Source organism: Streptomyces sp. NPDC058579 (genome assembly GCF_042718575.1).
Taxonomy (GTDB): domain Bacteria; phylum Actinomycetota; class Actinomycetes; order Streptomycetales; family Streptomycetaceae; genus Streptomyces.
Genome location: NZ_JBHXPI010000023.1, coordinates 16,480 through 29,528 on the forward strand (window position 1 = coordinate 16,480; position 13,049 = coordinate 29,528).

11 protein-coding genes are annotated in these 13,049 nt (G+C 72.0%); 10 read left to right on the forward strand and 1 reads right to left on the reverse strand.

Annotated features, from left to right (window positions below):
• Positions 1–239: 239 nt before the first annotated feature.
• Positions 240–1,580: a UDP-N-acetylglucosamine 1-carboxyvinyltransferase gene (gene murA / locus ACFWRO_RS23675; RefSeq protein ID WP_384513052.1), complete on the reverse strand. Its 1,341-nt coding sequence runs from the start codon at positions 1,578–1,580 to the stop codon at positions 240–242.
• A 264-nt stretch (positions 1,581–1,844) separates the two neighbouring features.
• On the opposite strand from murA, the gene ACFWRO_RS23680 reads away from it, so the two are divergent.
• From ACFWRO_RS23680 to ACFWRO_RS23725, 10 genes are all read left to right on the forward strand, one after another.
• On the forward strand, positions 1,845–2,405 hold the full coding sequence (locus tag ACFWRO_RS23680; protein ID WP_384513053.1) for a YqgE/AlgH family protein: 561 nt from the start codon (positions 1,845–1,847) through the stop codon (positions 2,403–2,405).
• Between the two features lie 30 nt (positions 2,406–2,435).
• Positions 2,436–2,726 carry a DUF3039 domain-containing protein gene (locus tag ACFWRO_RS23685; protein WP_318106551.1) on the forward strand — a complete coding sequence of 97 codons (291 nt, stop codon included), beginning with the start codon at positions 2,436–2,438 and terminating at the stop codon, positions 2,724–2,726.
• 294 nt (positions 2,727–3,020) lie between these two features.
• Complete coding sequence (locus ACFWRO_RS23690; protein ID WP_384513054.1) at positions 3,021–4,364, forward strand: extracellular solute-binding protein; 1,344 nt, start codon at positions 3,021–3,023, stop codon at positions 4,362–4,364.
• 5 nt (positions 4,365–4,369) lie between these two features.
• Complete coding sequence (locus ACFWRO_RS23695) at positions 4,370–5,335, forward strand: carbohydrate ABC transporter permease (RefSeq protein ID WP_384513055.1); 966 nt, start codon at positions 4,370–4,372, stop codon at positions 5,333–5,335.
• Positions 5,332–6,180 carry a carbohydrate ABC transporter permease gene (locus ACFWRO_RS23700; protein WP_384513056.1) on the forward strand — a complete coding sequence of 283 codons (849 nt, stop codon included), beginning with the start codon at positions 5,332–5,334 and terminating at the stop codon, positions 6,178–6,180. Before ACFWRO_RS23695 ends, ACFWRO_RS23700 begins: the two co-directional genes overlap by 4 nt.
• A 4-nt stretch (positions 6,181–6,184) precedes the next feature.
• Positions 6,185–7,819 (forward strand): beta-N-acetylhexosaminidase, encoded by a 1,635-nt coding sequence (locus tag ACFWRO_RS23705; protein ID WP_384513057.1) that lies wholly within the window; start codon positions 6,185–6,187, stop codon positions 7,817–7,819.
• A gap of 225 nt (positions 7,820–8,044) precedes the next feature.
• The gene (locus ACFWRO_RS23710; RefSeq protein WP_384513058.1) at positions 8,045–8,920 is read left to right on the forward strand and encodes an FAD binding domain-containing protein; all 876 of its coding nucleotides are present in this window, start codon (positions 8,045–8,047) and stop codon (positions 8,918–8,920) included.
• Complete coding sequence (locus ACFWRO_RS23715) at positions 8,917–10,191, forward strand: 2Fe-2S iron-sulfur cluster-binding protein (RefSeq protein WP_384513059.1); 1,275 nt, start codon at positions 8,917–8,919, stop codon at positions 10,189–10,191. Before ACFWRO_RS23710 ends, ACFWRO_RS23715 begins: the two co-directional genes overlap by 4 nt.
• Positions 10,188–12,515 carry a xanthine dehydrogenase family protein molybdopterin-binding subunit gene (locus tag ACFWRO_RS23720; RefSeq protein WP_384513060.1) on the forward strand — a complete coding sequence of 776 codons (2,328 nt, stop codon included), beginning with the start codon at positions 10,188–10,190 and terminating at the stop codon, positions 12,513–12,515. Before ACFWRO_RS23715 ends, ACFWRO_RS23720 begins: the two co-directional genes overlap by 4 nt.
• 98 nt (positions 12,516–12,613) lie before the next feature.
• On the forward strand, positions 12,614–13,039 hold the full coding sequence (locus ACFWRO_RS23725) for a hypothetical protein (protein ID WP_384513061.1): 426 nt from the start codon (positions 12,614–12,616) through the stop codon (positions 13,037–13,039).
• The last annotated feature ends 10 nt before the right edge of the window (positions 13,040–13,049 follow it).

A 13,049-nucleotide genomic window follows, 5' to 3' on the forward strand; every position in this document is an offset into this window, starting at 1 on the left:
GGCCACCTCCCCCCCCAGGGCCCCGGCCCCGCCCCTCACGCCACCCCGCGCCGGCCCCCCCCCGGGGGGGTGGCCGCCCTTCTGTTTGCCGTCGTACGCGCGCTACACGAGCGCGCTGCCCGGGAGCTCGACCTTGGCGCCCAGCTCGACGAGCTTCTCCATGCTGTGTCTACCCGGGGGATAACCCCCGGACCCCCAGCAGGGAGCGGTCGGGCGCGAGGAGCCCGCTTCGTGCCGCATCACACGAGCGCGCTGCCCGGGAGCTCGACCTTCGCGCCCAGCTCGACGAGCTTCTCCATGAAGTTCTCGTAGCCGCGGTTGATCAGGTCGATGCCGTGGACCCGGGACGTGCCCTGGGCCGCCAGCGCCGCGATCAGGTACGAGAAGCCGCCGCGGAGGTCCGGGATGACCAGGTCGGCGCCCTGGAGCTTCGTCGGGCCCGACACGACCGCCGAGTGCAGGAAGTTGCGCTGGCCGAAGCGGCAGTCCGATCCGCCCAGGCACTCGCGGTACAGCTGGATGTGCGCGCCCATCTGGTTCAGCGCCGAGGTGAAGCCGAGCCGGGACTCGTACACCGTCTCGTGGACGATGGAGAGGCCGGCGGCCTGCGTCAGGGCCACCACCAGCGGCTGCTGCCAGTCGGTCTGGAAACCGGGGTGCACGTCCGTCTCCAGGGCGATCGCGTTGAGCGAGCCGCCCGGGTGCCAGAAGCGGATGCCCTCGTCGTCGATCTCGAAGGCGCCACCCACCCTGCGGTAGGTGTTGAGGAACGTCATCATCGAGCGCTGCTGCGCGCCGCGCACGTAGATGTTGCCCTCGGTCGCCAGCGCCGCCGACGCCCAGGACGCCGCCTCCAGGCGGTCCGGGAGCGCGCGGTGGTTGTAACCGTCGAGACGGTCCACACCGGTGATCCGGATCGTCCGGTCGGTGTCCACGGAGATGATCGCGCCCATCTTCTGCAGGACGCAGATCAGGTCCTCGATCTCGGGCTCCACGGCCGCGTTGGAGAGCTCGGTGACGCCCTCCGCCAGGACGGCGGTCAGCAGCACCTGCTCGGTCGAGCCGACCGACGGGTACGGCAGCCGGATCTTGGTGCCGCGCAGCCGCTGCGGGGCCTCCAGGTACTGACCGTCGTCCCGCTTCTCGATCGTCGCGCCGAACTGGCGCAGCACGTCGAAGTGGAAGTCGATCGGCCGGCCGCCGATGTCGCAGCCGCCCAGGCCCGGGATGAAGGCGTGGCCGAGGCGGTGCAGCAGCGGGCCGCAGAAGAGGATCGGGATGCGCGACGAACCGGCGTGGGCATCGATGTCAGCCACGTTGGCGGACTCGACGTGCGTCGGGTCGAGGACCAGCTCGCCCGGCTCCTCGCCGGGGCGGACCGTCACCCCGTGCAGCTGGAGGAGTCCGCGGACCACGCGGACGTCACGGATGTCGGGCACATTGCGCAGCCGGCTCGGCCCGCTGCCGAGCAGGGCGGCGACCATCGCCTTGGGCACGAGGTTCTTCGCGCCGCGGACGCGGATCTCGCCCTCCAGCGGGGTTCCGCCGTGGACAAGCAGTACATCGTCTGTGCCGGTCATGAATCTCGCGTTCCGGAGAGGTCGGGCAAGGGGCCAGGGAAAAGGGTAAGGCTCGTGTACCCCCGTCTTGGAAGCCCAAGGGGGCCTCACAGATGTAATGAATACGGCACAACACGTTCCGCGCACGCGATCTTGCGGAGCGTCACCGTCCGTTTGTGTCCGTACGAGGCCGTCGGCGACCCTCTGAACTGCGAGGCTCGCCGGTCTGTCCACAGTCCGCCCTTCGGCCCCCGCGAACCCGGAAGATGCGGGATCATGTGTCGCATGACCGAGGTGTCCTCGCTCACAGGACGGCTGCTCGTCGCCACTCCCGCCCTGGCCGACCCCAACTTCGACCGCGCGGTGGTGCTCCTCCTCGACCACGACGACGAGGGCTCCCTCGGCGTGGTCCTCAACAGACCGACACCCATAACGGTCGGCGACATCCTCGCCCCGTGGGCCGACCTCGCGGGCGAGCCGGGCGTGGTCTTCCAGGGCGGGCCCGTCTCTCTGGACGCGGCGCTCGGCGTGGCGGTGATCCCCGGCGACGAGGGCCCGCTGGGCTGGCGCCGGGTCTTCGGCGCGATCGGCCTGGTCGACCTGGAGACCCCGCCCGAACTCCTCGGCCCGGCCCTCGGCTCCCTGCGGATCTTCGCCGGCTACGCGGGCTGGGGCCCGGGCCAACTGGAGACGGAGCTGGGCGACGGCGCCTGGTACGTGGTCGAGTCCGAACCCGGCGACGTCTCCTCCCCCCGCCCCGAATCCCTCTGGCGCGAGGTCCTCCGCCGCCAGCGAAGCGACCTCGCGATCGTGGCGACGTACCCGGACGACCCTTCGCTCAACTGACCCGTCGGGTCTTCAGTACCCTTGGTTCCCATGAGCACTCTCGAGCCCGAGCGCGGGGCAGGAACGGGAACCCTCGTCGAGCCGACGCCGCAGGTGTCCCACGGTGACGGCGACCACGAGCGCTACGCCCACTACGTCCAGAAGGACAAGATCATGGCGAGCGCCCTCGACGGCACTCCCGTGGTGGCGCTGTGCGGGAAGGTCTGGGTTCCGGGGCGTGACCCCAAGAAGTACCCGGTCTGTCCCATGTGCAAGGAGATCTACGAATCCATGGGCGCCGGTGGTGGCGACAAGGACAAGGGCGGCAAGGACAAGAAGTAGTAGTAGGTAGGACGGTCCTCGGAGACGGTCCCAGGGGCGCCTGGGGACGCCCGGGACCTGTCTCGCCGTCGGGACGGCCCCCGGTGCGCGCACTTCGGTGCGTGTGCCGGGGGCCGTTCGCGTGTCCGGGCGTCGGAGGTCGCGCCGCGGCGGTGCGTTGCACGGGGTGCGTCGGCCGGTCACAGAGTGGTTGAGACCACTTGTCCGGGAGTTGGTCCGCCCCTAACCTCACGCGTGTTGTGCAGAACGAAACGCCCGTTGCGTATGGTGCAACACCCTCGGAGGGGACCCGCCATGAAGCTTCCTGCCCTCCCCCAAGCTCTCGGCTTCGCTCGAGCAGGGGGGACCCCCATCACCGCCACCGTCACCGCCCTCGTCCTCGCCGGACTCGCCGCCACCGCCTGCGCCCCGCAGACCTCCGACGGCAAGGCCGCGACCGACGAGAAGAGCGGCACCCTGCGCGTCTGGCTCTTCCAGGAGGTCGACAACGCGCCCAAGAAGAAGGTCGTCGACGACGCCGTCGCCGCCTTCGAGCAGCGGAACAAGGGCGCGAAGGTGGAGGTCGAGTACATCCCCGTCGAGACCCGCGCCCAGCGCGTCAAGGCCGCCTTCAACGACCCGAAGTCCGCGCCCGACCTCATCGAGTACGGCAACACCGACACCGCCGGCTACGTGAAGGACGGCGGACTCGCCGACATCAGCGCCGAGTTCGGCGCCTGGGACCAGGCCAAGGACACCGACGCCACCGCCAAGGCCTCCGTCACCGTCGACGGCAAGGTCTACGGCGCGCCCCTCTTCGTCGGCGTCCGCGCGCTCTACTACCGCACCGACGTCTTCAAGGACCTCGGCCTCTCCGCCCCCAAGACCCAGGCCGAGCTGATCGCGACCGCGAAGAAGGTCCACAAGGCCAAGCCCGAGCTGTACGGCATAGCCGTCGGCGGCGCCTACACCTACGGCGCCATGCCGTTCATCTGGGCCAACGGCGGCGAACTCGCCACCCGGAACGGCGCGTCGTACACCTCCGCCATCAACAGCGAGGCCGCCCGCACCGGCATCACCGCCTACACCTCCCTCTTCGGCGACGACAACTGCCCGGCCGCCAAGTGCGCCCAGATGGGCGGCAACGCCACCGTCACCGCCTTCGCCTCCGGCAAGGCCGCCATGGCCATCGGAGGCGACTTCAGCCACGCGGCCGTCGAGGCCGGCGCCGTCAAGGGCAAGTACGCCGTCGTCCCGCTGCCGGGCCTGACCCCCGGCTCGATCGCCCCGGCCTTCGCGGGCGGCAACAACATCGGCCTGATGAAGAGCAGTTCGCACCGCACCCTCGCCGTCGACCTGATGAAGTCCCTCACCGGCAAGGAGACGCAGGGCAAGCTCTTCGACGCGATGGGCTTCCTGCCGACCTACACCGACGTCCGGACGAAGGCCGCCGAGAAGCAGCCCTTCGTGAAGCCCTTCATCGACACCCTCGGCGCCGGTACGAAGTTCGTGCCCGCCTCGCCCGGCTGGGGCCAGATCGACGCCTCGCTGGTGCTGCCGACGATGTTCCAGGAGATCGTCAGCGGCCGTAAGGACGTGAAGGCGGCCTCCGACGACGCCGCGAAGAAGATGGACGCGGCGTTCGCGGCCGCGGGCTGACCGACATGACCCTGACCACCACGAAGACCGCCGGGGCGGGGGAGGGGACGGGCGCGGCCGCCGCCCGCCCGCCCCGCCGCCCCCGTCACCCCCGGGGCGGGTCCGGCTGGACGCCCTGGCTCTATCTGCTCCCCGCCCTCGTCGTCCTCGGCGGGCTCCTGCTCTACCCCATCTACCAGCTCGGGCTCATCTCCTTCCTGGAGTACACCCAGGCCCAGGTCAGCGGCGGCGAGCCCACCTCCTTCCGGGGCTTCGGCAACTACGCCACCCTCTTCGCCGACCCGCAGTTCTGGCAGGTCCTCCTCGCCACGGTCCTGTTCGCCGCCGCCTGCGTCGTCACCACCCTCGCGGTGGGCTGCGCGCTCGCGGTGCTCCTGACCCGCGTACGGGCCCTGCCCCGCCTCGCGCTCATGCTCGCCGCGCTCGGCGCCTGGGCCACCCCCGCCGTCACCGGCTCCACCGTCTGGGTCTTCCTCTTCGACCCCGACTTCGGCCCGGTCAACCGGCTGCTCGGGCTCGGCGACTTCTCCTGGACGTACGGGCGCTACAGCGCCTTCGCCCTGGTCCTCTTCGAGGTCGTCTGGTGCTCGTTCCCGTTCGTGATGGTCACCGTCTACGCGGGCATCAAGGCGATCCCGAGCGAGGTCCTGGAGGCCGCGGCGCTCGACGGCGCCTCGCAGTGGCGGATCTGGCGTTCGGTGACGGCGCCGATGCTCCGGCCGATCCTGGTCGTCGTCACGATCCAGTCGATCATCTGGGACTTCAAGGTCTTCACCCAGATCTACGTCATGACGAACGGCGGCGGCATCGCCGGCCAGAACCTCGTCCTCAACGTGTACGCGTACCAGAAGGCCTTCGCGTCCTCCCAGTACAGCCTGGGCTCGGCGATCGGCGTCGTCATGCTGCTGATCCTGCTCGCGGTGACGCTGGTGTACCTCCGTCTGCTGCGCCGTCAGGGAGAAGAACTGTGAGCACCCTTCGCATAGGGCGGCCCAGGCGGCCCGGGCGGCTCGCCGCCGAGGCCACCGCCCTCCTCGTCGCCGCCGTGGTCGCCTTCCCGCTGTACTGGATGGTCCTCTCGGCCTTCAAGCCCGCCGGCGAGATCCAGTCGACCGAGCCGCGGCCGTGGACCCTCTCCCCGTCCCTCGACTCCTTCCGGCGCGTCTTCGAACAGCAGGACTTCGGCCGGTACTTCCTCAACTCGCTGACGGTCGCCTGCGCGGTGGTCCTCGCCTCCGCGCTCATCGCCTTCCTCGCGGCGACCGCGGTCACCCGGTTCCGGTTCCGCTTCCGGACCACGCTGCTGATCATGTTCCTCGTCGCCCAGATGGTGCCGATCGAGGCGCTGACCATCCCGCTCTTCTTCCTGATGCGGGACTTCGGTCAGCTCAACACCCTGGGCTCGCTGATCCTGCCGCACATCGCCTTCTCGCTGCCGTTCGCGATCTGGATGCTCCGAGGCTTCGTCAAGGCGGTGCCCGAGGCGCTGGAGGAGCAGGCCGCGATCGACGGCGCGAGCCGCACCCGCTTCCTCTGGCAGATCCTCTTCCCGCTGGTCTTCCCTGGTCTCGTGGCGACGAGCGTCTTCTCGTTCATCTCGACCTGGAACGACTTCCTGTTCGCGAAGTCGTTCCTCATCAGCGACACCTCGCAGTCGACCCTCCCGATGGCGCTGCTCGTCTTCTTCAAGCCGGACGAGAACGACTGGGGAGGCATCATGGCGGGATCGACCGTGATGACGATCCCGGTGCTCGTCTTCTTCGTACTCGTACAGCGCCGTCTGGTCTCCGGACTGGGCGGGGCGGTGAAGGACTGACGTCATGACCGATATGGCCGACAAGGAACTCATCCCCGCGCCCTCGAAGGTCGAGGGCGGCCCGGGCAGTGGCAGCCTCGTGCTGGATTCCCGTACGACCCTCACGGCGGCGCCCGGCACCGAGTCGACGGAGCGCTGGCTGCGCGCCACCCTCGGTGCCGCGTTCGGCCTGCCGCTGCCGCCCGCGCCCGAGGAAGGCCACAACGACATCCGGCTGCGCGTCGACGGCACGCTGGGCCCGGAGGCGTACCGGCTGACCGTGACGGCGGACGGCGCCGAGATCACGGGCGGCGACCCGGCCGGGGTCTTCTGGGGCGCCCAGACGCTGCGTCAGCTCCTCGGCCCCGACGCCTTCCGGAAGGCCCCGCGCCCCGGCACCGTCGCGGCCGTGGCCGCCCAAGTCGTCACCGACGCGCCCCGGTTCCACTGGCGCGGGCTCATGCTCGACGTGTCGCGGTACTTCATGCCCAAGGACGACGTCCTGCGGCAGCTCGACCTCATCGCCGCGCACAAGCTGAACGTCTTCCACTTCCACCTCACCGACGACCAGGGCTGGCGCGTCGAGATCAAGCGCCACCCGCGCCTCACCGAGGTCGGCGCCTGGCGGGCCCGTACGAAGTGGGGGCACCGGGCCTCGCCGCTCTGGAACGAGACGCCGCACGGCGGGTTCTACACCCAGGACGACATCCGCGAGATCGTCGCGTACGCCGCCGAGCGGCACATCACCGTCGTCCCCGAGATCGACATTCCGGGCCACTCCCAGGCCGCGATCGCCGCCTACCCCGAACTCGGCAACACCGACGTCGTCGACACGAGCGCGCTCACCGTCTGGGACACCTGGGGCGTCAACCCGAACGTCCTCGCCCCCACCGACACCACCCTGCGCTTCTACGAGGGCGTCTTCGAGGAGGTCCTCGACCTCTTCCCGTCCACCTTCGTCCACGTCGGCGGCGACGAGTGCCCCAAGGACCAGTGGAAGGAGTCCCCGACGGCCCAGGCCCGCATCAAGGAGCTGGGCCTCGCCGACGAGCACGAGCTCCAGTCCTGGTTCATCCGCCACTTCGACCGCTGGCTCGCCGACCGGGGCCGCCGCCTCATCGGCTGGGACGAGATCCTGGAGGGCGGCCTGGCGCCCGGCGCCGCCGTCTCCTCCTGGCGCGGGTACGCGGGCGGCGTCACCGCCGCGGAGGCCGGCCACGACGTCGTCATGTGCCCCGAGCAGCAGGTGTATCTGGACCACCGTCAGGCACCGGGCGAGGACGAGCCGATGCCCATCGGTTACGTACGGACCCTGGAGGACGTCTACCGCTTCGAGCCCGTCCCGCCGGGCCTGAGCCCCGAGGCCGCCGCCCACGTCCTGGGCACCCAGGCCAACGTGTGGACCGAGGTCATGGAGAACCGCTCCCGCGTCGACTACCAGACCTTCCCGCGCCTCGCCGCCTTCGCCGAGGTCGCCTGGTCCGCCCTGCCCGCGCCGGACGAGCGGGACTTCGCCGCGTTCGAGCGCCGGATGACCGCCCACTACCGGCGCCTGGACGCCCTCGGCGTCGACTACCGGCCGCCCGCCGGACCCCTCCCGTGGCAGCGGCGCCCCGGAGTCCTTGGCAGGCCGATCGAGGGGGCGCCCCCGAACGTGTGAGGCACCTCGCGTCCCCACGTCACCCAAGAGCGGCAAAACGGAAGTTACCGTCTCCGGTGGGGCTTCCTGGACGGAACCGTCCTTCGCGGACCCTCGCGTCGGACGGCTCGGAAGATGTGCCAGAGTTGCCACGTCCAGCCTGTGAGCACGTACGGTACGGCCACACAGGCGCGACAGCCGGGGACGAGTCGGGGACCGCCGGGGACACCGGGAAGGGGCAGCGGGTTGACCACGCACGCACCACAGACGGCGCAGTCCGTGACGTTGCCGGCCTCGCTCGACGAGGCCGTGGCGGCGCTCACCGCCATGCCCGCCGCCGTACCGGTCGCGGGCGGCACGGACCTGATGGCCGCCGTCAACAAGGGGCAGCTCAGGCCGGCCGGCCTGGTCGGCCTCGGCCGGATCAACGAGATCCGCGGCTGGCAGTACCAGGACGGCCACGCCCTCCTCGGCGCGGGCCTCACCCACTCCCGGATGGGCCGCCCCGACTTCGCCGCCCTGATCCCCGCCCTCGCGGCCGCCGCGCGCGCCGCCGGGCCGCCCCAGATCCGCAACGCGGGCACGCTCGGCGGCAACGTCGTCACGGCTGCGCCCACGGGCGACTCGCTGCCCGTCCTGGCGGCCCTGGAGGCCGACCTCGTCGTCATGGGCCCGCTCGGCACGCGCGAGATCCCGATCTCCCACCTGCTGGCGGGCCGCGACCTGCTGGCCCCCGGCGAGCTGGTCGCGTTCGTCCGCGTACCCCTCCTGCACGCCCCGCAGGTCTTCCTCAAGGCCACCGGACGCACCGGCCCGGCCCGCGCCACCGCCTCCGTCGCCGTGGTCCTCGACCCGGCGCGGCGCGGCGTGCGCTGCGCCGTCGGCGCGATCGCCCCGATGCCGCTGCGGCCGCTGGAGGCCGAGCACTGGATCGCCTCGCTGGTGGACTGGGACGGCGACCGGGGCCTCGCCCCGGAGGCGCTGACGGCCTTCGGCGAGTACGTGGCGGCGGCCTGCATCCCGGACCCGCCGGGCGATGAGCAGCTGCCACCTGCCGTACTGCACCTGCGGCGCACGGTCGCCGCGCTGGCTCGACGGGCACTGGGGAGGGCGCTGTCGTGAGCAACGAACCGAACGAGAACCAGAACGCGGGCGGGCACGCGAACGCGGGCCGGTACGGGAACGCGGGCGGCTGGGAGCCGATCCCGCAGAGCGAGGGGTACGACGGCGACGCCACGGCCTTCGTCCACCTGCCCCCGGAGTTCATGCTCGACGGCGTCCCGCTGGAGGCCCCGGGCCACAGCTACGTACCGCCGATGATCGTGCCCCTGACACCGCTCACCCCGGCCGCGGGGACGGACCCGGCGGCGACGGGCCAGTGGGTGGTGCAGACGCCGGCGGCGGCGGAGCACGTCGAGCAGCCGGACGCGCAGACGACGGCCGAGTGGACGTTCCCGGAGGCGGGGGAGCCCGACCCGCACGCGACGGGACAGTGGAACTTCACGGACGAGGCGCGGCCGGCCGATTCCGGCTCCGCATCGACCGGTCAGTGGACGATTCCGGTCGTGACCGAGGGCGCGGACGCGTCCGAGGAGTCGGGCGAGTACACGACGTCGATGCTGGCGCAGTACGCGAGCAGCGCCCCGGCGACCCTGCCGGGCGGCGCTCCGGCGCCGTGGGCGGTGCACGAGCCGGAGGTTGCGGAAGAGCCGGTCGAGGAGCCGTCGGCGGAGGAGCTTCCGGTCGAGGAGCCGCTTCCCGCCGTGGAAGAGCCCGTTGCCGACGCCCCCGAGGTTGTGGCCGCCTCCACGGGCAGCAGCGCGGACAGCGACGAGCACCCGCACATCTCGTACACCTTGCGTGTGAACGGCGCCGACCGTCCGGTGACGGAGTCGTGGATCGGCGAGTCGCTGCTCTACGTCCTGAGGGAGCGGCTCGGCCTCGCGGGTGCCAAGGACGGCTGCTCGCAGGGCGAGTGCGGGGCGTGCAACGTGCAGGTCGACGGCCGGCTCGTCGCCTCCTGCCTGGTGCCGGCGGCGACGGCGGCCGGCAGTGAGGTGCGTACGGTCGAGGGCCTGGCCACCGACGGCGAACCGTCGGACGTGCAGCGGGCCCTGGCGCGCTGCGGGGCCGTCCAGTGCGGCTACTGCGTGCCGGGCATGGCCATGACCGTCCACGACCTCCTCGAGGGGAACCACGCTCCGACCGAGCTGGAGACCCGCCAGGCGCTCTGCGGCAACCTCTGCCGGTGCTCGGGCTACCGGGGCGTGCTCGACGCCGTGAGCGAGGTCGTCGCCGAGCGCGACGCGCAGGCGGCGGCGTCGGCCGCGGCGGCCGAAGAGGCGCGCATCCCGCACCAGATTCCCCACCCGCACGACGGAGGCATGGCGTGAGCAGCGACGCGACCACCGCGCCACCCAACCCCACGGTGGTCGACTCCCTCGACCTCGAACCGGAGGAGGCGGCCCCGCACGGCCTGGGCACCTCCCTGCCGTCGGCCGACGCGCGGGCGAAGGCCGAGGGCACCTTCCCGTACGCCTCCGACCTGTGGGCCGAGGGCCTGCTGTGGGCGGCGATCCTGCGCTCGCCGCACCCGCACGCCCGGATCGTGTCGATCGACACGAGCGCGGCGGCGGACCTGCCGGGCGTACGGGCCGTGGTGACGCACGCGGACGTGCCGGGCGAGGCGACGTACGGCAGGACGGTCGCCGACCGTCCGGTCTTCGCCTCCGACCTGGTCCGCCACCACGGTGAGGCGATCGCGGCCGTGGCCGCGGACCACCCGGACACGGCGCGGCTCGCGGCGGCGGCGATCGCGGTCGAGTACGAGGTGCTGGACCCGGTCACCGACCCGGAGAAGGCGTTCGCGGCCGAGGCGCTGCACCCGGACGGGAACCTGATCCGGCACATCCCGCTGCGGTTCGGCAACGCGGACGCGACCGGCGAGGTCGTGGTCGAGGGCCTGTACCGGATCGGGCGGCAGGACCCGGCCCCCATCGGCGCGGAGGCCGGCCTCGCCGTGCCGCGCCCCGACGGCGGGGTCGAGCTCTACACGGCCTCCACCGACCCGCACACCGACCGGGACCTGGCGGCGGCCTGCTTCGGCCTGGCGCCCGACCAGGTCAAGGTGGTCGTGACCGGTGTCCCGGGGGCGACGGGCGACCGTGAGGACCCGGGCTTCCAGATCCCGCTGGGCCTCCTCGCCCTCCGTACGGGCTGCCCGGTCAAGCTCACGGCGACGCGCGAGGAGTCCTTCCTCGGCCACGCCCACCGCCACCCGACGTTGCTGCGCTACCGCCACCACGCGGACGCGGAGGGCCGCCTGGTGAAGGTGGAGGCGCAGATCCTGCTCGACGCCGGCGCCTACGCGGACGCGTCCTCGGAGTCGCTGGCGGCCGCGGTGTCGTTCGCCTGCGGCCCGTACGTCGTGCCGCACGCCTTCATCGAGGGCTGGGCGGTCCGTACGAACAACCCGCCGTCCGGCCATGTGCGGGGCGAGGGCGCGATGCAGGTGTGCGCGGCGTACGAGGCGCAGATGGACAAGCTGGCGGCGAAGCTGGGCCTGGACCCGGTGGACGTACGGCTGCGCAACGTGCTGGCGACGGGCGACATCCTCCCGACGGGCCAGACGGTGACGTGCCCGGCCCCGGTGGCGGAACTCCTCGCGGCGGTCCGCGACTTCCCCCTCCCGTCCCTCCCGATGGACACCCCGGAGGAGGACTGGCTGCTGCCGGGCGGCCCTGAGGGCGCGGGCGAACCGGGCGCGGTGCGCCGGGGCGTGGGCTACGCGATCGGCATGGTCCACATGCTCGGCGCGGAGGGCGCGGACGAGGTCTCGACGGCGACGGTGAAGGTCCACGACGGCGTCGCGACGGTCATCTGCGCGGCCGTGGACACGGGTTCGGGCTTCGCGACGCTCGCGCGCCAGATCGTCCAGGAGACGCTGGGCCTGGAGGAGGTCCATATCGCGTCGGTGGACACGGACCAGCCGCCGGCGGGCCCGGCGACGCACGGCCGCCACACGTGGGTGTCGGGCGGAGCGGTGGAACGCGCGGCAAAGATGGTCCGCACGCAGCTGCTCCAGCCCCTGGCCCACAAATTCGGCATGTCGACGGAGCTGCTCCAGATCACGGACGGCAAGATCACGTCGTACGACGGTGTCCTGTCGACCACGGTGACCGAGGCGATGGACGGCAAGGAACTGTGGGCCACGGCCCAGTGCCGCCCGCACCCGACGGAGCCCCTGGACGAGTCGGGCCAGGGCGACGCGTTCGTGGGCCTGGCGTTCTGCGCGATCCGCGCGGTGGTGGACGTGGACATCGAGCTGGGTTCGGTACGGGTGGTGGAGATGGCGGTGGCCCAGGACGTGGGCCGCGTCCTGAACCCGGCCCAGCTGTCGGCCCGTATCGAAGCGGGCGTCACGCAAGGCGTGGGCGCGGCCCTCACGGAGAACCTCCGCACGGCCCGCGGCCTCCTGCGCCACCCGGACTTCACGGGCTACGCCCTGCCGACGTCCCTGGACGCCCCGGACATCCGCCTCGTCAAGCTCGTCGAGGAACGCGACGTGGTGGCCCCCTTCGGCGCGAAGGCGGCAAGCGCGGTCCCGGTCGTCACCTCCCCGGCAGCGGTCGCCTCCGCGGTCCGCGCGGCCACGGGCCGCCCGATCAACCGCCTCCCGATCCGCCCGCAGGCGGCGGTGGGGGCTCCTCCGGCGTAGGCGCGACGGGCTGGCCGGAACGCGCCGCTGGACACGGAGGGTGATTGCCCTTGTGGCTAGGGTGGCGTTCCGTGTCGGTGTTGCCGCGAGGGGGAGCTGTGTCGTTCGAGGACGAGTGGAGCGGGCTGAAGCGGGCCGCGGCGGACCGTGACGCGCGTACGCGACTCAACCAGCTGCCGTCCGAGGGCGGCGGCGGTGGCCCCGCGGACCTGAGCGTCAACCAGGACAGGCTGGGGGCGATCGGCGGCGCGGCGTACGCGCTGCACGGCCGGCTCGTGAAGGACGGCAACCACGCCCGCACGACCACCGAGGCCGCCGCGACCGGCATGTCGAGCACGGGCTTCCGCACGGGCGCCGCGCTGACGACGGTCCAGGAGACCTGGCACTCCCAGCTGAGCACGCTCCTGGACGCCTGCGCCCACATCTCCAACCACCTGGACTACAGCGCGGCCCAGCACGCCAAGGACGACGAGGACATCAGAGCTTCCTTGTCGACGTCCGCGATCAGCGAGTACCTGAAGTAGGGCGGGCCGG